The 18,233-nt window shown below is 61.6% G+C and carries 20 protein-coding genes; 8 read left to right on the top strand and 12 right to left on the bottom strand.

The annotated features are described in order from the left end of the window. Window positions 1-4: 4 nt before the first annotated feature. From pqqD to NCR39_RS20265, 9 genes are all read right to left on the bottom strand, one after another. Window positions 5-313: a pyrroloquinoline quinone biosynthesis peptide chaperone PqqD gene (gene pqqD / locus NCR39_RS20305; protein WP_250453880.1), complete on the bottom strand. Its 309-nt coding sequence runs from the start codon at window positions 311-313 to the stop codon at window positions 5-7. Further along, a complete protein-coding gene (pqqC, locus tag NCR39_RS20300) occupies window positions 310-1,044 on the bottom strand; it encodes a pyrroloquinoline-quinone synthase PqqC (protein WP_250453947.1) in 735 nt (244 codons plus the stop codon). The genes pqqD and pqqC overlap by 4 nt, the downstream gene beginning before the upstream one ends. Before the next feature lie 43 nt (window positions 1,045-1,087). Beyond that, entirely contained in the window at window positions 1,088-2,008 is a 921-nt protein-coding gene (gene pqqB / locus NCR39_RS20295) for a pyrroloquinoline quinone biosynthesis protein PqqB (RefSeq protein ID WP_250453879.1), read from the bottom strand. Between the two features lie 22 nt (window positions 2,009-2,030). Continuing rightward, window positions 2,031-2,600 carry a cytochrome b gene (locus tag NCR39_RS20290; protein ID WP_250453878.1) on the bottom strand — a complete coding sequence of 190 codons (570 nt, stop codon included), beginning with the start codon at window positions 2,598-2,600 and terminating at the stop codon, window positions 2,031-2,033. A gap of 64 nt (window positions 2,601-2,664) precedes the next feature. Further along, the gene (locus tag NCR39_RS20285; RefSeq protein WP_250453877.1) at window positions 2,665-3,486 is read right to left on the bottom strand and encodes a formylmethanofuran dehydrogenase subunit C; all 822 of its coding nucleotides are present in this window, start codon (window positions 3,484-3,486) and stop codon (window positions 2,665-2,667) included. Next, a complete protein-coding gene (gene fhcD / locus NCR39_RS20280) occupies window positions 3,483-4,424 on the bottom strand; it encodes a formylmethanofuran--tetrahydromethanopterin N-formyltransferase (protein ID WP_250453946.1) in 942 nt (313 codons plus the stop codon). Before fhcD ends, NCR39_RS20285 begins: the two co-directional genes overlap by 4 nt. Before the next feature lie 5 nt (window positions 4,425-4,429). Further along, the gene (locus NCR39_RS20275; RefSeq protein WP_250453876.1) at window positions 4,430-6,121 is read right to left on the bottom strand and encodes a formylmethanofuran dehydrogenase subunit A; all 1,692 of its coding nucleotides are present in this window, start codon (window positions 6,119-6,121) and stop codon (window positions 4,430-4,432) included. Next, window positions 6,118-7,266, bottom strand: coding sequence for a molybdopterin-binding domain-containing protein (locus NCR39_RS20270; RefSeq protein WP_350029687.1), 1,149 nt, complete (start codon window positions 7,264-7,266; stop codon window positions 6,118-6,120). Before NCR39_RS20270 ends, NCR39_RS20275 begins: the two co-directional genes overlap by 4 nt. An 869-nt stretch (window positions 7,267-8,135) precedes the next feature. Next, on the bottom strand, window positions 8,136-8,849 hold the full coding sequence (locus NCR39_RS20265) for a HisA/HisF-related TIM barrel protein (protein WP_250453874.1): 714 nt from the start codon (window positions 8,847-8,849) through the stop codon (window positions 8,136-8,138). A gap of 14 nt (window positions 8,850-8,863) precedes the next feature. Here NCR39_RS20265 and NCR39_RS20260 point away from each other — a divergent pair, with 14 nt between their 5' ends. From NCR39_RS20260 to NCR39_RS20250, 3 genes are read left to right on the top strand one after another with little or no spacing between them, the layout of a single operon-like run. After that, window positions 8,864-9,895, top strand: coding sequence for an ATP-grasp domain-containing protein (locus NCR39_RS20260; protein ID WP_250453873.1), 1,032 nt, complete (start codon window positions 8,864-8,866; stop codon window positions 9,893-9,895). After that, a complete protein-coding gene (locus NCR39_RS20255; RefSeq protein ID WP_250453872.1) occupies window positions 9,892-10,989 on the top strand; it encodes a hydantoinase/oxoprolinase family protein in 1,098 nt (365 codons plus the stop codon). Before NCR39_RS20260 ends, NCR39_RS20255 begins: the two co-directional genes overlap by 4 nt. A 4-nt stretch (window positions 10,990-10,993) precedes the next feature. Continuing rightward, complete coding sequence (locus tag NCR39_RS20250) at window positions 10,994-11,581, top strand: amino acid kinase family protein (RefSeq protein WP_250453871.1); 588 nt, start codon at window positions 10,994-10,996, stop codon at window positions 11,579-11,581. Here the strand turns inward: NCR39_RS20250 and NCR39_RS20245 are convergent. Genes NCR39_RS20245 through pqqA form a run of 3 tightly spaced genes read right to left on the bottom strand, consistent with a single transcriptional unit; the run spans window position 11,572 to window position 12,996 of the window. Continuing rightward, window positions 11,572-12,276 (bottom strand): (5-formylfuran-3-yl)methyl phosphate synthase, encoded by a 705-nt coding sequence (locus NCR39_RS20245; protein WP_250453945.1) that lies wholly within the window; start codon window positions 12,274-12,276, stop codon window positions 11,572-11,574. The two genes, NCR39_RS20250 and NCR39_RS20245, sit on opposite strands and share 10 nt — an antisense overlap. Window positions 12,277-12,297: 21 nt before the next feature. Next, complete coding sequence (locus tag NCR39_RS20240; protein WP_250453870.1) at window positions 12,298-12,864, bottom strand: DUF447 domain-containing protein; 567 nt, start codon at window positions 12,862-12,864, stop codon at window positions 12,298-12,300. A gap of 57 nt (window positions 12,865-12,921) precedes the next feature. Then, window positions 12,922-12,996 (bottom strand): pyrroloquinoline quinone precursor peptide PqqA, encoded by a 75-nt coding sequence (pqqA, locus tag NCR39_RS20235; protein WP_008354335.1) that lies wholly within the window; start codon window positions 12,994-12,996, stop codon window positions 12,922-12,924. A 329-nt stretch (window positions 12,997-13,325) separates the two neighbouring features. Between pqqA and NCR39_RS20230 the strand changes: the two genes are divergently transcribed. Genes NCR39_RS20230 through NCR39_RS20210 form a run of 5 tightly spaced genes read left to right on the top strand, consistent with a single transcriptional unit; the run spans window position 13,326 to window position 18,221 of the window. Beyond that, window positions 13,326-14,816 (top strand): form I ribulose bisphosphate carboxylase large subunit, encoded by a 1,491-nt coding sequence (locus NCR39_RS20230; RefSeq protein ID WP_250453869.1) that lies wholly within the window; start codon window positions 13,326-13,328, stop codon window positions 14,814-14,816. A 28-nt stretch (window positions 14,817-14,844) separates the two neighbouring features. Continuing rightward, complete coding sequence (locus NCR39_RS20225; protein WP_250453868.1) at window positions 14,845-15,261, top strand: ribulose bisphosphate carboxylase small subunit; 417 nt, start codon at window positions 14,845-14,847, stop codon at window positions 15,259-15,261. A 32-nt stretch (window positions 15,262-15,293) separates the two neighbouring features. Next, the gene (cbbX, locus tag NCR39_RS20220; RefSeq protein ID WP_250453867.1) at window positions 15,294-16,211 is read left to right on the top strand and encodes a CbbX protein; all 918 of its coding nucleotides are present in this window, start codon (window positions 15,294-15,296) and stop codon (window positions 16,209-16,211) included. A gap of 12 nt (window positions 16,212-16,223) precedes the next feature. Continuing rightward, window positions 16,224-17,318 carry a class 1 fructose-bisphosphatase gene (locus tag NCR39_RS20215; RefSeq protein ID WP_250453866.1) on the top strand — a complete coding sequence of 365 codons (1,095 nt, stop codon included), beginning with the start codon at window positions 16,224-16,226 and terminating at the stop codon, window positions 17,316-17,318. A 30-nt stretch (window positions 17,319-17,348) separates the two neighbouring features. Then, a complete protein-coding gene (locus NCR39_RS20210; RefSeq protein WP_250453865.1) occupies window positions 17,349-18,221 on the top strand; it encodes a phosphoribulokinase in 873 nt (290 codons plus the stop codon). Window positions 18,222-18,233: the final 12 nt, after the last annotated feature.

The raw sequence follows: 18,233 nt of genomic DNA, 5'->3' as shown, positions 1-18,233 counted from the left end.
CTCTTCACTCCAGCCAGCCACGCGCACGCGCACCGGCGATGAACGCGCGCACATCGTCACCGATGCCGTTCGCGCTGAACGCCTGCTCCAGATCGGCGACGAGCGCGGGAATATCACGCGTGCCATCGCAGCGAAGAAGAATTTGCGCGGCGCTTTGATTGAGCTTCACCATGCCTTCCGGATAGAGCAGCACATGCGCGTCCTGCGCCGGTTCCCATTGCAGACGAAAGAGGCGTTTGAGTTGCGGGCGCAATGCATCGTCCGGTGCTTCGACGGCTTCGTTTCTGCGCTGAGTCGGATTCGTATCGCTCATGCCGGGAATGCCTTTTCAATGGAATCGAGCATGGTCCAGAGAATATCCAGCTTGAATTGCAGGATGTCGAGCGCGCGTTGCTGCTGCTCGCGCGTGTTGAAATGCGCGAGCGTGACTTCTAGCCCATGTTCGACATCGCGCTGCGCAAGCGAGACACGCGAGCGGAAATATGCGAGTCCTTCGGGTTCGATCCATGTGTAATGTTCGGGCCATGTCGCGAGCCGGTCTTTGTGAATTTGCGGCGCGAACATTTCCGTGAGCGACGAACACACTGACTCCTGCCACGGCGCGCGGCGTGCGAAATTCACATACGCATCGACGGCGAAGCGCACGCCCGGCGTCACGAGCTTGAGTGACCAGAGATCGTCGCGCGAGAGACCGACTGCATCGCCCAGACGCGCCCATGCTTCGATGCCGCCAGGCTGATCCTCATAACCGTCGTGATCGAGAATGCGCAGCACCCAGCGGCGGCGCGTTTCGCGGTCGGGGCAATTCGACATCACCGCTGCGTCCTTGAGCGGAATGTTGATCTGATAGTAAAAGCGGTTCGCCACCCAGCCGCGAATCTGCTCGCGCGAGCATCCTCCGCTATTCATCTTCACGTTGAACGGATGATGAATGTGGTACGCCGTGCCCTTCGCGCGCAGCTCTTCTTCGAACTGCTCGCGCGTCCACGCGGGACCAGGCTCCTTCAACGCGGTGAAGTGCGGGCCGGTCGTGGGGTTCAGCATCGGCGAGAAAGCGTTGTCAGGCATTCGATGATTCTCCGCAATGTCATAGCTCGAACGTCATGCCGTCGTGCGCGACTTCGATGCCATGTTCCGACAGCACGCGCCGTTCGGGACCGTCCTCGATCAGGATCGGATTCGTGTTGTTGATATGGATGAGCACCTTGCGCACGTCCGCGCGATCGATCGAATCGAGCACTTCGATCATGCCGCCCGGGCCGCTTTGCGCGAGATGCCCCATGTCCGCGCCGGTCTTCTTCGTCAAGCCGAGGCGGATCATTTCGTCGTCGGTCCACACGGTCCCGTCGACGAGCAAGAGATCAGCCGTGCGCATTGCATCCAGCACATGCGGCTCCAGTGCGCCCAGACCCGGCGCATAGAACGCGCGCTTGCCAGAAGCATTATTCGTGAACATGAGGCCGATGTTGTCGCCCACTTCGGGCGCTTCGCGATGCGGCGAATAAGGCGGCGCCTTGCTCGAAAGCGGCAGCGCATCGATGCTCACGCGCGGCAACTCGGGCACGCTTAGAGCGTTGCCATCGAGTGCGATACGTCGATGCTCGACGCCGCAGTAATGCGAAAGAATCGACGTGACCGGAAAGCCCGTCGAGAGGTCTTGCCATACCGCATCGGTCGTATAAAGCGGCAAAGGTGCGCCGCGCTCGCGCAGCATCAGAAGACCGGTCACGTGATCGATCTGCGCATCCATCGTGATGACAGCGGCGATGCCCGTATCGCGCACGCGGCGCGCGGGCTGCAGTTCCGGATTCGCCGCGATCTGCGCGAGTATGTCCGGCGATGCGTTGACGAGCAGCCAGTCCTCGCCGTTGTCGCTGACCGCGATGGACGACTGCGTTCTCGCGCGTGCGGCGATGGTGCCGCGACGCACGCCGTCGCAATTGCGGCAGTTGCAATTCCATTGCGGAAATCCGCCGCCTGCCGATGAACCCAGAACGCGTATTTTCATCGTCGGGTTCCACGTAGCGAAGTCATGGCCACATTCTCCTCAAGAGCCCGTCTTTGTCGATGAGCTGATGTTTCATTGCGCCAAGGAAATGAAGAACGATGAGCGCGGCCATGATCCACGCAATGTAGCCGTGAATGCTGAAGAACAGCTCGCGCATTGCCTTGTCGTCCCAGCCCCATTGTGGCAGAAGCACGCCCCAGAAGCGCGTGCCGTACTTGTTGAACGACGAGCCGAGATAACCGGTAAGCGGCATCGCCACCATGCCAACGTATAAAAGACCCTGCGTGGTGCTCGCGGCGGCGCGTTGCCACGCTCCCATCGGCGGCAGAGGCGGCCGGCCATAAGCCAGGCGTACCATGATGCGGATCAGCACCAGCAGGAAAACCGTAAGGCCAAGCGACTTATGGAAGTTGATGACCGTCGACTTGAACGGCAGTCCGCGCGGCAGGCCCACCATATAGAAACCGATGCACAGCATCGCGATGATGGCGATTGCAATGACCCAGTGCAGCGCAATGAGGGGCCGCGCGAAAGAATCGTTCGCCACGCGCGACTGCTCGCGCGTCGCGGGTGGAGTCCTCACAGCGGTCATGCAAGCCTCCCTCGTTCAAAGGGCATCTCGTGCGCCGGATACAAGGTCCATTGTTCTCGTCCGTTCATGAATTAGCGATCAGCAATTCCCCCCGTCCGTCCACGGCAAGATCGCCGGCAAAGCGCCTGGGCAACGCGCGTTGATCGAGTCTCGCGAACGGTTCGATTTCTTGAGCCAGCATGCGCCTGAGGAGCAGCCAAAAGACGTCGAAGCCGCGTCCGCCTTCGGTGAACGTAGGCGGAACACCGGAGGGCTGCGTCAATAGCACGACCGTGCCGCGCCGCATGCCATAGGCAAGATGCGCGCCTGTTTGTCCCGCGATGCAAACCGTGCCCGCGACGATGCGCGATGCCGCGAAGTCCCCCGCATTTCCGCCGATGATTACCGTGCCGCGGCGCATGCGGTCTGCAAGGCGCGCGCCCGCGTTGCCATGAACCGAAAGCACGCCGCCCGTCATGCCTTCCATGTCGCCCGGCAGCGCACCGGCTGCGAAATCGCCGACATTGCCCTGCACGTCGATGCGTCCGCCTTCCATTTCGCAAGCGGCGAAGCGGCCCGCATTGCCTTCAATGCGCAACTCACCGCCTTTCATGCCGATGCCCACGTAATCGCCCGCATTCCCACGCACGGTCAGCTTGCCTTCGCCTAACGATGCACCGATGCGGTCAAGCCATGCAACATCGCCTTCGATGTTCAGCGATGCGTCGGCGGCATCGGCGTGTGCAATACCAAAGAGATCGCCTAAAGCACATGTTTCGCCGTGGCCTTGCAAAGTGATTTCCTGCAATTCCTTAAAGGACATTTGCGCCAAAACATTGGGCAGTAATTTCGACGCATCGACGCGAAAGCCCGGCGCATTTTTTACGCGCAGCGTGATGGCGTTCATGCGCGGCTCCCGTCAATGGCCGCCGCCAACTCATGCAGCTTGAAGTGATAAGGCCCGAGCTTGCCGCCGTAGTTTCCCGCCGATATGCGCAGTACGCCGCCCGCGCGCCCTATGGATGTCGCCGCGGCGATGCCTGCTGTCATTGCCGCGCCGACGTCGGCATCGGTGAGACCGTCGATCACGATTTCGAGCACGCATGCAACCTCGGGTGTCAGTTCGCTCTTCTTCGATAAACCGACGAGCGTGGGACAGAACGCGTCATTCGTGGATGCCGTCGCGCCCTTGTACTTCGAGCCGATCTTCGATCCCGACCGGACCACGCCGCCCGGAAAAGGCGTGATGATGTTGGGCAATGCATGCATCGCAGCGACTGCGCTTTCTGCCGCGTGCAATGCGCTGTCGATATCGCGCGCAAGGAAGAGTAAGTTGCCGCCGCCGACTGCCTTGACCGTTGCAGTGAAGTCTTCGCAAACGAATTCGCCGTCCATGACCGGCACGCGCCAGTAACGCGTCGAGCCGAGTACTTTCGATATCTGAAAGCCATCGCCGAAGAAGCGCAGGCCCGCGCCGAGCGGTGCGTTGTCGGAGAGCGGCGCGCGGCTCGTCGAAGGATCGATGCCGCCGAAGACGGCCGTGGTCGGACACGTGAGCACGCATTGACCGACGCGTCGTGCAATCTGCTTGGCCAATTCTTTGGACGATACCGCGAATATCAGCACCGATACGCCGGGCCGTCCATCGGGCGTTTCATTGCCGCCTAGATCGCGTTCGATGCCGGCCTCGCATCCGCAATCGATGACGGACGTTGCAAAGCCTGTGAGTGAGCTTGCTGCGTGGCGCGCCCATGTCGATGTATGCGCGGTGATGACGAGACGCGTCGCCTTCATCGGAAAGGCTTCGGCGAACGTGTCATCGATTTGCGTGTCGTTGATGCGCATGGTGGTCATCGTCGTTCGCATGGCACGCGCAGTAGCTTGCCGCCGTTGTTCACCGAGTCCATTTCGTCGTCGCCGATAGCGATGTTCTCGAATCTCGATGCGAGATTCGCCTGCGCATATTCGCGCACACGCGCTTCGATTGAGCGGTCGTAATCCGGACGCACGTAATGGATGCCGCCCGTCGGCGTCTTGAGCAAGGTGCCGTCGCGTGCGATCAGTTCGCCATCCTTGAACACGAACGCGGGCGACGTGAACATGCGCTCGCGATTCGCGTCTTCGCGATACACCGCGATATCCGCCGCCGCGCCCGCGCCCAGATGACCGCGATCTATGAGACCCAATAAACGTGCCGGACCTGCGCGCGTGATGATCGCGATCTCGTATAGCGAGAATTCACGCGTGATTTCGCTCAGCACGCTGGCGGCTTTGGCATCGGCATGCAGCTTGTCGAGTTGTTCGTCGCGAAACGGCTTGTCCGTGAGCAGGCGGATCAAATGCGGATAGCTCGTGAAGGGCGCGCCGTTCGGATGATCGGTGGTCATCGAGACGCGCCACGGATCGTCGACGAGCAAGAAGATTTCCAGTCCGATGATCCATTGCAGCGCATTGACGAAACTCTCTTCGCGATAGCGAAACGGCACGACGCCGCAGCCGCCATCGCATTCGATATCGCCGAGTATCCACTTACGCGGGCGTGCAAGCGGCGCATTGCGGAACTGCATCATGGTGTCGCCGGATGCGGAGACGGTCTGGCCGAACATGATCTGCCCGACATCGATGGTCACGTTGGGCCGCGCGTTGACCGCTTCGGCAATCGCGCGCGCGCCCGACGAGAAGTTGCGCGCGCCTTCGGTTCCATAGCTATGAAACTGAATATGCGTGAGATGAATGGGCAGGCCATCGGATGCGTCCATCGTCGCGATGGTCGATTGAACATTGCCCGGCACGCCGAGATTGCTCGCATGCACATGCAACGGATGCGGCACGTGCAACTCACTCAGCGCACGCGTCAACGTTCTCAGTACATCGCGTGGCGTGATGCCGTAGTGCACGTGTGCTTCATCGAGATCGAGCGAACGTTGATTGAACTTGAATGCGGATATACCGCCGGGATTCACCACCTTGACGCCGAGCGCCTTGTTCGCATCGATGGTCCAGCCCACGTAATCGCGCATGCGCTCGAAGTCTTCGCGCGCGGCGAGCATTTGCAGAAAGAGTTCGTCGTTGCCCATCATCACGTAGGCGCCGTGATCGATGATCGGCGTATCGCCCATTTCCAGATGCGTGTGACGCGCATTCGATGCGACCATCGCCGGCTCGAATGCGGCCGTATAGCCCATTTCCGCGTAGCGATAGCCGGTGGCAAGCGTTCCGGGCGTGCATGTGCCGCATGAAGGCAGACGCATGTAGCGGCCTTCTTCGGGCTTGTCGGGTACGGCGCGCGCGTCGTTGCGATGATCTTCCGGCAAGAGCAGGCGAGAGAGATTCGTCTTGCCGCCGCCGATATGCGAATGAAGGTCGATGCCGCCCGCCATCACGATCATGCCGCTTGCATCGAAATCGCGTTCGGGCGCGATGCTTTCGCCCTGAGCATCATCGACGATGCGGCCATCGCGGATAAATAGATCGCGACGTTCGCCGTCGATGCCATTGGCCGGATCATAAACAACGCCGCCTTTGATGCGCGAGAGAGTCATGACGACGACCTCGCTGCGCTTATCAACTCGCCGACGATCGCGGCGACGCTCGGCAAGCCCGCATTGCGCGCGGGCACGATCGGCACGACCACCGATGCATCGACGCGAAAGAGATGTCCGCTGCTATCCATGCCGGGCGTCGCCACGGGGATGAATACGGTGGGTGCTTTGCGTTCAACGAGCATCGTGGCGGGGTGGCCGAGGATGATGGCGGGTATGTCGTCGTCGAGCGAAGAGGGCAGCGGTTGCGGCTCGAAACTCGATATCCACAGGAACGTATCGATCTCTCTGCGACGCAACATATCGTCGGTGCGATAACGATGCGGATCATGATCGAGCGGCAAGCCATACGCGATACGCGTGCGCAATGGAAAGCCCGAGAGCCACGTGACGGTCTGATTGACGGTGAGCGCGCCATCGTCGCCGCCGAGGGCGAGTGCGCCTGCGCGCACGGTGCGATTGATGGTCTTGACGATACGGTTGATTGCTTCGATAGCGAGCGCCGCGTGCGGGGCGGGCAATGTGGCGGGCTCGTAGATGAACGCGGTATAGCGCGCGGCGTGGATGCGTTTGGTCAGCGCGTCGAGTGCATGCGCGGTGCGCGTGTCGGGGAACGCTTCGGCGTTGCGGCCTTCGACGAGTGCGGACCAGAGTGCGAGGATGTCGAACGTATCGGCGTCTTCGAGCATGACGTCGGCGTGCGGTGCGGCTGAATGGTTGGCTGCATGAGCGGCTTTGCATCCGACGAAGACGATGCTTGCTTGACGTTCGGATTCCAGCACGCGTTCGTAGAAACGCGGATAGCGTCGTGATGGCTCGCACGCGATGACGACGATGAGATCCGCGTGCGAGCGTATTTCGGAGAGCGTGGTGAAGAGTGCGCCGCGATCCTGGAGTGCGAGTGTGCTGGCGGCGAGTGAGTCGCCGTGCATGTGATCGACGATGGCGCTGCTGTGTGCGGCGAGTTCATAGAGCGCGCGTGCGCCGGCTACGTCGGTGGCGAGTCCGCTGAAGAGCGGCCGTCGTGCGTGAGACAGGATTTCCGCGGCACGCGAGAGCGCCGACGCGAGATCGGTGTCGTGGGCATCGATCTGCGGACGGCGGCTGCCGTCGTGCTCGCTGAATGTCGCAAGCGCTTGCGTCATGCGTGGACACGCGGTGTTTGACGCTTCTGGGCGCGCGTCGGCGGTGTCGGTTAGCGTGATGTCTTCGCATAGCAGCGGGCAGAATGGACAGGTCCAGGTTCTTTTTGCTTGCGCGGGCGGTTGGGTAGCGGGCATGGTCGGCGAGGTTTAGCAACCTTTATGCCGATGTTTTTTCGCTGGCGCTCGGGTTTCGTGTTTGCTTCGGTTATTCGTGTCGGTCTATTTGCGTTGCCCCTCCCCGGGGCGGGGGTCACTTTCTTTGCTGCTGCAAAGAAAGTAACCAAAGAAAGCAGCTTTTCTGGCCCAAAGCATCAAATCTCTGGCCACTCCGTAGAAGCAGATTGGCACTCAGCTTGACACAGCCTTGAATCACCTTCCGCGCCCGCCGAGCGCCACCCCATGCGAGCCCCCTGGCTCGTTAACACCGAGCGTGCGCTGGCGCGTCGCGTAACGCATAGCGTAATTTTCGAGTCGAGCGAAGCGTCCCACTGGTTTTGTCGAGCCGAGGGGCTCGGAGGACGTTAGTCGTCAGTGGGCGTGGAGGGTGATTCAGGGCTGTGTCAAGCTGAGTGCCAACGTGGTTCTACGGAGTGCACCATCAGAAAACGAAGTGCGGGCGAAAAAGCTGCTTTCTTTGGTTACTTTCTTTGCAGCAGCAAAGAAAGTGACCCCCGCCCCGGGGAGGGGCGAGCTAATAGACCGACACGAATAACCGAAGCAAACCCGAAACCCGAGCGCCAGCGAAAAATATAGACCGATATGAAAAGAGCAAACCGCCAACTGAATGAAACACACTGTCACGCCAAGGAAGCACCGCAATAAAAAACCCCGAGCCGCGCGAGGCCCAACCCGGTGGCATAAAAATTGAGTCACTCGAACACCGACCGCCCAAGCCGAAGCTCATGGATAGCCGATCCCACAAGCCATCCCCACGCGCCAGCGTGTTCAACCAGCGCAACATCGTCACGATGACGAACGCCGCCAGCGCCGATCAAACAGCGCTCACCCGCCGCTGCGCGCACGGCGGCGAACGTATCCACATCAGGTCCGTCATGAGCGCCAACACGATCCAGCGTCATCACGATCACGCGCGCCGGCCACCACGCGCTATCACCGTGCGATGCGCCAAGCGCCCGCCCTCCACGATAGTCCAGCGAAAGAATAGGCTCGTCACCCGCCGCATCCGCCTCGGCGATAGCACGCGCATCAGTCAAGGTCTCCGTGCCGAACACAGGCACCAACGACGCAGCAGCGCCACCGCATCGCAAGGAAACACGCTCGAACAAGGACCGCATCGATGCAAAGTCGCTAAAGCCCGCATCGAGCCAGATCGCAACATCCTCGCCCAACGCACTGCACAACGCAGCAAGCACATTCACATGTGCGCCGCGATCGAGAATGGCGCCGAGGTCCGCCACGTACAACGTGCGCGCGCCCGTCGCGCGCAGCATTGCGTGCGCGATTTCAATCGGGTCGCTCGTTGCGCACAACGAAGACCGAATCGGCCGATAGCGCGAACGCTCGCCGCGCACCGCGTGCACCACGTGGCCGTCGAGCAGATCGAGAACAGGTATCACCTGCATGGATGGCTTTTCCTTTGACCAAAATATTCGTATTCGAGTATCTCACCGGAGGCGGCATCGATCCGGATATCGCGAGCACGGGCAGCCTCGCGGATCTCAGCGCGCTCATCGTCGAAGGCCGCGTCATGCGCGATGCCATCGCAGCCGACTTGCGCGCACTGCCCGGCATCGACGTGACCATCGCGAGCTCACGCTTCGAGCAGATCGATGATCGCTATCCTCACCGACGCGCGCAAGCAGGGGAAGCCATCACGCATTTCGTATCGCGCGTCGCGCGCGAGCACGATCACGCACTCGTCGTCGCGCCCGAATGCGACGGCCTGCTGCTGCGCTTCCACGATGCCGTCGGCAACGCACGCTGGCTCGGCTGCGGCAAGGAAGTCATCCGCATGACGTCGAGCAAAAGCGCAACGGCAGCGTGCCTCGAAGCGCACGGCATCGCCGCGACGCCCGCGCTCGAACCGGAGCAGGCCGCATCGTCCGAAGCCATGCAGTGGGTCGTCAAGCCCGATGACGGCGCAGGCGGCCTCGACACTTATGTCTATGACGACCTCGACGCCGCGCTCAACGAATACGAAGCGCGCGCGGCGGCAGGGCGCAATCCGGTCTTGCAGGAATGGATCCACGGCGAGCCGTTAAGCCTCTCCATCATCTGCAACGATGAAGGCGCGCGGCTCGTTTCGATCAATCGTCAGTGCATCGGCATTTGCAACGACGCGCAGTCGGATCGCCGCGAACGCATCGTTCAGTTCGATGGCGTCGATGCCGATTACATCGATCGTCATAGCGCGCAAGGGCGCGTGCTCGAACGCCTCGCGATGCGCGTGGCCGACGCGCTGCCCGGCTTGCGCGGCTTCACCGGCATCGACGTCGTATGGAATGAAGAACGCGGACCCGTGGTCATCGAAGTCAATCCGCGGCTGACCGTGGCTTACGCGGAAATCAGCAAGCGGCGCAATCTCGCGGCGCAATTGCTCGCGGCGCATCGTGTGTCAGGCTTCGAACACGACGACACGCGCCTGCGCGAACACGGAGCATCGTCGTGACCGCGCGCGCCGGCGATGCGCCGGTGTTCGGCTGGGACGTGGGCGGCGCACACGTCAAGGTGTCGATGGCCCGCATGGGCGCGCTCGTCGATGTCGCGCAATGGGCGTGTCCGCTCTGGCAAGGCATCGCGCATCTCGAACGTGCGATCGAATGCGCGCTGGAACGCTGGCCCGATGCATCGCATGCATCCGCGCGTCATGCCGTCACGATGACCGGCGAGATGGTCGATCTCTTCGCCGACCGCGCCGAAGGCGTGCGCGCGCTCACACGCACGCTCGCGCAACGGCTCGGCCCGCGCACGATGTTCTATGGCGGCGAATCGAACTGGCTCGCGCGTTCCGCATGCGCCGATGGCTGGCGCAAGGTCGCATCGGCGAACTGGCTCGCCACGGCGCAATGGGTCGCGACGCGCGTGCCCGACGCATTGCTCGTCGATATCGGCAGCACGACCACCGACATCATTCCGATCATCGACGGCCGCATCGCCGCTCGCGGCACGAACGATGCGCAACGTCTCGCCAGCGGCGAACTCGTGTATCAGGGCATCGTGCGAACGCCTTTGTGCGGCGTCGCGCATCGCATTGCGTTTCGCGGCGAAAGCACCGGCGTGATGAACGAATGGTTCGCGACGACGGCGGATGTCTATCGTCTGACAGGAGAGTTGCGCGAAGTGCACGATCAGCATGCGAGCGCCGACAACGGCCCGAAGACCGAGGCCGCGAGCCGCGCGCGCATTGCGCGAATGATCGGACGCGATGCAGGCGATGCCAGCGCCGACGAATGGCGACGCTTCGCGCTCGCATGGCGGCACGAGCAATTGCGCACGCTCGAAGCGAGCCTTGCGCGCGTCAGTGCGCAACATGCGTCGTCGATGCGGGCGCCGATCATCGGTGCAGGATGCGGTCGCTTTCTCGCCGAAGCGCTCGCGCGGCAGGAGGCGCGCGGATATATCGACTTCGCGCGGCTCGCGGGCGTGTCGAATGCTGATGACGAACGGGCGGAATGGGCTTCGACGTGCGCGCCGAGCGTGGCGGTTGCGTTGCTCGCATCGTCGCCCTTTGCAGTGACGACAACGAATCTCGAACGAGGATGACGCGATGTGGGTGGTCAAGATCGGGGGAAGCCTGAGTCACGATCCGGCGCTGCGCGAATGGCTGATGCGGCTGTGGGAAGTGGGCGGCGGGCGCGTCGTGATCGTGCCGGGCGGCGGCGATTTCGCGGATGCGGTGCGCCAGTATCAGCGCGAATGGGGCTTCGACGATCTCGCGGCTCACAACATGTGCCTGCTCGCCATGGCGCAATACGCGATCCTCATGCAAGGCGTCGTGCCCGAGTTGGTGCTTGCATCGAACGAAGAACGCATACGCCGCGCATTGCGCGACGGCCGCGTCGCCATATGGGTGCCGACGGACCTCATGCGCACGACGCCCGACTCGATGACCAACTGGGACACCACATCCGACAGCCTCGCCGCATGGCTTTCCACCACGCTCAACGCGGAACGTCTGATGATCGTGAAATCATGCGATGTCGAAGCGCACGCGCCGCTCGAAACGCTTGCCGCGAATGGCATTGTCGACCGGCGTTTTCCCGCTTATGTGCGCGACGCGAATTATCTCGTCGAAGTCTTCAGCAAGGGCGATGCATCGCGCATGAGAGACAGGCTGCTTGCGTTTCAGGCGTGAGCGGTCATGCGTTCGCCATGCAGCGCACGCGCCCACTGCTGCACGCGCTGCGGATCGAGACGGCCCGTGCGTCCTTCGCGTTCGTCGCATAGCGCGCCTCTGAAGCCCGCGATATCCGGCGCGAGCGTCCGGATTCTGTCGAGATCGGACCAGCCGAGCGAACCGGCAAGCGCGGTCATCGTGCCGCGCGCGCGTGCTTGTGCAATGCATTCGGCCAAGGTCGCGACATCGACGCAATCGAACAGCGTGCGGCCGTTCTTGCTCGCCGTATCGAACACGATGCCGACGAAGCCGAGCTGCGCAGCGAGCGCCGCGAGTTCGCGATCCACGCCATCATCGGATAGCAGCACGGGCACGACCGACGCAGGCAAGCCCGCGAGATGACGCAAGCATTCGGCGGCGCGCGGTCCTGGCGCGACACCGACCTTCACGTAATCGACGCCCGCAGCCGCGACTTCCAGCACGCGATACGTGATCTCGTCGAGCGCGTCGTTCGGCAAGTCGCCGATGGTCGCGCTGATCGGCCTCACCGCATACTGCGCGCGCAATGCACGCACGATGCGCGCGATGTCCTCCATCGCGACGCCGCCGAGCGCGCCTGCATGCGGCTCCTTCAAATCGATGAGTTCGGCTCCGGCATGAGCGGCATCGAATGCTTCATCGGCTGAGCGAACGCTCGCGAGCAAGGCGGTCATCATCCAACTCCATGAAATGCGTCATTCACCCAGTTTTGCGCGATGTTCTTCGATTGCCTGCAAGAGCCAGTTCCATGCAGTGCGTTCCGCATCGCCCGCGGTCTTGTCGATCGCAATACGCAGATAGGCAAGCTCGCTATCCACTTTCTCGGGCGGCAGCATGAAGAGCCGGCTCACGAGAATCGCCCCTTCGACAACTGCCGCTTGCGCACGATTGAAGCCCGGAAAAGGCCCATGCGTTTCGCGATGCACGCATGCCATGCGCAATACGGGACGCGTTTCGTCGTCGCGCAGCTCGCTCAAGCGCAGCTCGGTATGCGCGAGCGTATCGGCAAGGCGCACGCTTGGCACTTGCGTGGCGGCGACCGTCGGCCAGTCGCGTTGAATGCCCGTCACGCAGCCCGCGAACACGCGCACGTCCGTCGTCGTGTTGATGACGGCGCTTTGCGTCGCGACGATGTTGTCCAGCGTGACCGATGGACGAAACGGCGCAAGAATCGCGAAGCCTTCTTCGAAACGCACGCCCATCGGCGCGATATGCGGCCGCCCATCGCGGTCCGCGGTCGTGACGATGGTCTCGTAGATCATGATCGAAATTGAAGCCGCACGAAGCGTCCAACGATGCCCCGTGCGGACTGATCCGCTCTAACGCGTGGCGATATACATCGTGATTTCGAAGCCAAAGCGCATGTCGGTGAAGCTCGGTGTCGTCCATTGCATAACTTTTTCTCCTTGACGATGTGAATGCGGCAGCGCCGCCCGGCAATCGGACGGTGCTCGCCGCGTGAGCCACGCAAGCGCTATGCCAAAGGCGTCGCGTTGGCCTGCGCTCGGGCACTGTGACGAAAACGCAGCAAAGTGTCCCGTCCGCGCGCGTGACGCTCGATAAGCGATCGCTTAGGCTCGTGCAAGAAATTCGTGAATTCCCTTCGGCCCGGCGCACGCCTACTCTGCATTCACAGCAAGGCGCAACACGAACGCGACGGTCGCCCGATGCTTTATCGAAAGCGCGCACGTCGTTCTCATCTCCCTTAAGCCGAGGAAACGGAATGAACGACTTCAGCAAGGCCGCTGTCGAGGCGGCGCGCAATCCGGCCGATCCGCGTTCGCGCTATGCGGCCGGCGTGATGAAGTATCGCGAGATGGGTTACTGGCAGCCCGACTACACGCCGAAGGACACGGACATCGTCGCGCTCTTTCGCATCACGCCGCAATCGGGCGTGGAGCCGGAGGAAGCGGCGGCGGCCGTCGCGGGCGAATCGTCCACCGCGACGTGGACCGTGGTGTGGACCGACCGTCTCACCGCGTGCGACATGTATCGCGCGAAAGCGTATCGCGTGGAGCCGGTGCCGAATGCGCGCGCCGACGAGCCGCAATACTTCGCGTATATCGCCTACGATCTCGATCTGTTCGAGGAAGGATCGGTGGCGAACCTCACTGCATCGATCATCGGCAATGTGTTCGGTTTCAAGCCGCTCAAGGCGCTGAGGCTCGAAGACATGCGTATTCCCGTGGCCTATCTCAAGACGTTTCAGGGACCGCCGACGGGCATCGTCGTCGAACGGGAAAGGCTCGATAAATACGGGCGTCCGCTGCTCGGCGCGACGGTCAAGCCCAAGCTCGGTTTGTCGGGCAAGAACTATGGACGCGTGGTTTATGAAGGGCTCAAGGGCGGACTGGATTTTCTGAAGGACGACGAGAACATCAATTCACAAGCCTTCATGCACTGGCGCGACCGCTATCTCTTTGCAATGGAAGGCGTGCATCGCGCGCAAGCGGAAACAGGCGAAGTGAAGGGCCACTATCTGAACGTGACCGCGGGCACGATGGAAGACATGTACGAACGCGCGGAGTTTGCCAAGGAACTCGGCTCGTGCATCGTGATGATCGATCTCGTGATCGGCTACACCGCCATCCAGTCGATGTCGCGCTGGGCGCGCAAGAACGACATGATCCTGCATCTGCATCGCGCGGGACATGGCACATACACGCGGCAGCGCAATCACGGCATATCGTTTCGCGTGATCGCGAAGTGGCTGCGCATGGCGGGCGTCGATCATGCACATGCAGGCACGGCAGTAGGCAAGCTCGAAGGCGATCCGCTCGCCGTGCAGGGCTATTACAACGTATGCCGCGAAGCGCGCAACGAAGTGGACCTGCAGCGCGGCATCTTCTTCGATCAACCGTGGGCCGGCTTGCGCAAGGTGATGCCGGTGGCGTCGGGCGGCATTCATGCGGGGCAGATGCATCAGTTGCTCGATCTCTTCGGCGACGATGCGATCCTGCAATTCGGCGGCGGCACGATCGGCCATCCGCAAGGCATACAGGCGGGCGCAACGGCGAATCGCGTCGCGCTCGAAGCAATGGTCAAGGCGCGTAACGAAGGGCGCGACATCGTGCACGAAGGCATCGACATACTCGAAGCGGCCGCGCGATGGTGTACGCCGCTCAAGCTCGCGCTCGATACCTGGCGCGATGTGACCTTCAACTATGCCTCCACCGATACGCCCGATTTCGCGGTCACGCCATCGGTGGCATGAGAAACGAACAACGCACGAAGGAACTGACATGCACATCACGCAAGGGACATTTTCTTTTCTGCCCGCATTGAACGATGAAGAGATCGCCGCGCAGATCGACTATGCATTGAGTCAGGGCTGGTCATGCTCCGTCGAATACACGGACGACCCGCATCCGCGCAACACGTACTGGGAAATGTGGGGCCTGCCGATGTTCGATCTGCACGATGCCGCCGGCGTCATGATGGAAGTGAACGAATGCAGAAAGACGTACCCGCGGCATTACATCAAGGTGAATGCGTTCGATTCGGTGCGCGGCTTCGAGACGATGCGGCTTTCGTTCATCGTGAACCGCCCTGCGGAGGAGAAAGGGTTCCGTCTCGAACGACAGGACAATCGCAGCCGCGTGCAGCGCTATTCGATCCGCACGTATGCAACGGATCGCCCTGCGGGCGAGCGGTATTAGCCACGACGCCACGGACCATAAGGAGAACGCCAATGCAAGCCGACGACACGATCGAAGAAGCGACGCAAACGCACGCCGACTTGATGGCGCTTTATCGCGAGTCGCGCATCGGCGATGTGCTGGCCGAGCTGGATCGCGATCTCGTGGGTCTTGCGCCCGTGAAGACACGCATACGCGAAATCGCCGCGCATCTGCTCGTCGAGCGGGCGCGCGAAACGCTTGGTATCGCGAGCGGCGCGCCGACGCTGCACATGTGCTTCTCCGGCAATCCCGGCACGGGCAAGACGACCGTTGCAATGCGCATGGCGCAAGTGCTGCATCGGCTGGGCTATATCCGGCGCAATCAGCTTGTTTCGGTGACGCGCGACGATCTCGTCGGCCAGTACATCGGCCATACCGCGCCCAAGACGCGCGAAGTGCTCAAGCGCGCGATGGGCGGCGTGCTGTTCATCGACGAAGCGTATTACCTGTATCGCCCGGAGAACGAGCGCGATTATGGGCAAGAGGCCATTGAAATTCTGCTGCAGACGATGGAGAACCAGCGCGACGATCTCGTCGTCATTCTGGCGGGTTACGAGTCGCGCATGGAGACGTTCTTTCGCAGCAATCCCGGCTTTCGTTCGCGCATTGCGCATCACATCGTGTTTCCGGATTACGAGCCGCATGAGTTGCTGACGATAGCGGAGCACATGCTGGCCGACATGCATTACCGCTTCGACGACGATGCGCGCCGCGCCTTCGAAGCGTATCTCGCACGGCGCATTCGTCTGCCGAACTTCGCCAATGCGCGCTCGGTGCGCAATGCGCTGGATCGCGCGCGGCTGCGTCAGGCGAACCGCTTGTTCGCCGCAGCGGAGCGCGGAAGCGGCCCCGCCGATGCCAACGCGCTCATGCAACTCGATGCATGCGACATACGCGCGAGCCGCGTGTTCACCGAACCGCAATCCTGAAAGGAGCGCGCCATGCAGGACGGACGCACGACGTTGTCGAAGTTCCTGATCGATACGCTCGATCGCAAGCCCGGTCCGCATGCGGCGAGCGGACTCTCTGCCTTGCTCGTGGATGTGGCTGCATCCATCAAGACGATCGCGGCTGCATTGACGCGCGGCGCATTGAGCGGTCAGCACGGCTCGGCGCAAAGCATCAACACGCATGGCGAAGAGCAGAAGAAGCTCGACCTCGTGACCAACGATATCTTTCTGCAGCACTGTGAATGGGACGGCTTGCTCGCGGGCATGGTGTCCGAGGAAATGGACGGCGTGTATGCGGTGCCTGAGCCGTATCCGCGCGGCGAGTATCTGCTTGCGTTCGATCCGCTCGATGGCTCGTCGAACATCGACATCAACGGTGTAGTGGGTTCCATCTTTTCCGTGCTGAGAAGAAGCGCTTCGCAACATGACACGCCGGACGAAGCCGACTTTCTCAGGCCAGGAAGCGAACAGGTTGCGGCAGGCTATGCGATCTACGGGCCATCGACGATGCTCGTCATCTCCGTCGGCAACGGCACGCATGGCTTCACGCTCGAACGCGACGTCGGTAACTTCGTGCTCACGCATTCGGATATCCGCATACCGCAGGATTCGTGTGAGTTCGCGATCAACGTATCGAATGAACGCTTCTGGGAACCGCCCGTGCGCCGCTATGTGAAAGAGTGCAAGGACGGACGCACGGGATGCCGCGCGCAGGACTTCAATATGCGCTGGATTGCATCGATGGTCGCGGAGGTGCATCGCATTCTGATGCGCGGCGGCGTATTCATGTATCCGCGCGACTTCAAGACGCCCGAAATGGAAGGGCGGCTGCGTCTGCTTTACGAAGCGAATCCAATGAGTTTCATCGTCGAACAGGCCGGTGGACTTTCCATTACCGGACGCGAACGCATTCTCGATGTCACGCCGCAAAAATTGCATCAGCGCGTGCCGGTGATTCTCGGCTCGGCGAACGAAGTCGCGCGCATTCAGCGTTATCACGGCGAATACGATCGCGGCGAGGACAAGCCTTTCACATCGCCGTTATTCAACGAACGTTCTTTGTTCTTGCCAGAGACGCCGGCGTGATCGCTCATAAAAGCAGAGGGAGACAAGCGCATGTCAGTCAAGCATCCGATCATTGCGGTGACGGGCTCCAGTGGCGCGGGCACCACCACGGTCATGAAGAGCTTCACGCATATTTTCCGGCGCGAGCGGATCAATGCGCAGATCGTGGAAGGCGATGCGTTTCATCGTTACGACCGTCTCGGCATGCGCGAAGCGATGAAGCAAAGCGAACGCGACGGCATTCAGCACTTCAGTCACTTCGGCCCGGAAGCGAATCTGCTCGAAGAACTCGAACGCCTGTTCTGCATGTATGGCGAGAGCGGGCGCGGCCAGTATCGCCGCTATATTCACGACGAAGCCGAAGCCGCGCGTTTCAGGCAGGACGCGGGCACGTTCACGCCGTGGGAAGACATCGCATCGGATACGGACATGATGTTCTACGAGGGACTGCATGGCGCAGCCGTCACGGACAAGGTCGATATCGCGCGTCATGCGGATCTGCTCGTCGGCGTGGTGCCGATCATCAATCTCGAATGGATTCAGAAGCTGCATCGCGACCAGACGATGCGCGGTTATTCGCATGAGGCCGTGGTCGATACGATCCTGCGCCGCATGCCCGACTATGTGAATTACATTTGCCCGCAATTCTCGCGCACGCATGTGAATTTTCAGCGCGTGCCGACGGTGGATACATCGAACCCTTTCACCGCGCGCGAAATTCCGCAGCCGGATGAGAGTTTCGTCGTGATTCGTTTTGCGAAGCCCAAGGGCATCGACTTTCCTTATCTGCTCACGATGCTGCACGACTCGTTCATGTCGCGTCCGAATGTGATCGTCGTGCCGGGCGGCAAGATGGGTCTTGCCATGCAGCTCATCTTCACGCCGATGATTCTTCAGTTGCGCGATCGCCGCACGCGCGCCTGAGCCGCGTTTCCC

The organism is Caballeronia sp. ATUFL_M2_KS44 (assembly GCF_023630965.1).
In the GTDB taxonomy this organism is placed as follows: domain Bacteria; phylum Pseudomonadota; class Gammaproteobacteria; order Burkholderiales; family Burkholderiaceae; genus Caballeronia; species Caballeronia concitans.
This window is presented reverse-complemented; position numbering and strand designations above follow the sequence as displayed.

Coding starts and splice junctions, on each gene's coding strand:
- pqqD (WP_250453880.1), bottom strand. CDS start 313: ATGAGCGATACGAATCCGACTCAGCGCAGAAACGAAGCCGTCGAAGCA.
- pqqC (WP_250453947.1), bottom strand. CDS start 1,044: ATGCTGAACCCCACGACCGGCCCGCACTTCACCGCGTTGAAGGAGCCT.
- pqqB (WP_250453879.1), bottom strand. CDS start 2,008: ATGAAAATACGCGTTCTGGGTTCATCGGCAGGCGGCGGATTTCCGCAA.
- NCR39_RS20290 (WP_250453878.1), bottom strand. CDS start 2,600: ATGACCGCTGTGAGGACTCCACCCGCGACGCGCGAGCAGTCGCGCGTG.
- NCR39_RS20285 (WP_250453877.1), bottom strand. CDS start 3,486: ATGAACGCCATCACGCTGCGCGTAAAAAATGCGCCGGGCTTTCGCGTC.
- fhcD (WP_250453946.1), bottom strand. CDS start 4,424: ATGCGCATCAACGACACGCAAATCGATGACACGTTCGCCGAAGCCTTT.
- NCR39_RS20275 (WP_250453876.1), bottom strand. CDS start 6,121: ATGACTCTCTCGCGCATCAAAGGCGGCGTTGTTTATGATCCGGCCAAT.
- NCR39_RS20270 (WP_350029687.1), bottom strand. CDS start 7,266: ATGACGCAAGCGCTTGCGACATTCAGCGAGCACGACGGCAGCCGCCGT.
- NCR39_RS20265 (WP_250453874.1), bottom strand. CDS start 8,849: ATGCAGGTGATACCTGTTCTCGATCTGCTCGACGGCCACGTGGTGCAC.
- NCR39_RS20250 (WP_250453871.1), top strand. CDS start 10,994: ATGTGGGTGGTCAAGATCGGGGGAAGCCTGAGTCACGATCCGGCGCTG.
- NCR39_RS20245 (WP_250453945.1), bottom strand. CDS start 12,276: ATGACCGCCTTGCTCGCGAGCGTTCGCTCAGCCGATGAAGCATTCGAT.
- NCR39_RS20240 (WP_250453870.1), bottom strand. CDS start 12,864: ATGATCTACGAGACCATCGTCACGACCGCGGACCGCGATGGGCGGCCG.
- NCR39_RS20230 (WP_250453869.1), top strand. CDS start 13,326: ATGAACGACTTCAGCAAGGCCGCTGTCGAGGCGGCGCGCAATCCGGCC.
- NCR39_RS20225 (WP_250453868.1), top strand. CDS start 14,845: ATGCACATCACGCAAGGGACATTTTCTTTTCTGCCCGCATTGAACGAT.
- cbbX (WP_250453867.1), top strand. CDS start 15,294: ATGCAAGCCGACGACACGATCGAAGAAGCGACGCAAACGCACGCCGAC.
- NCR39_RS20215 (WP_250453866.1), top strand. CDS start 16,224: ATGCAGGACGGACGCACGACGTTGTCGAAGTTCCTGATCGATACGCTC.
- NCR39_RS20210 (WP_250453865.1), top strand. CDS start 17,349: ATGTCAGTCAAGCATCCGATCATTGCGGTGACGGGCTCCAGTGGCGCG.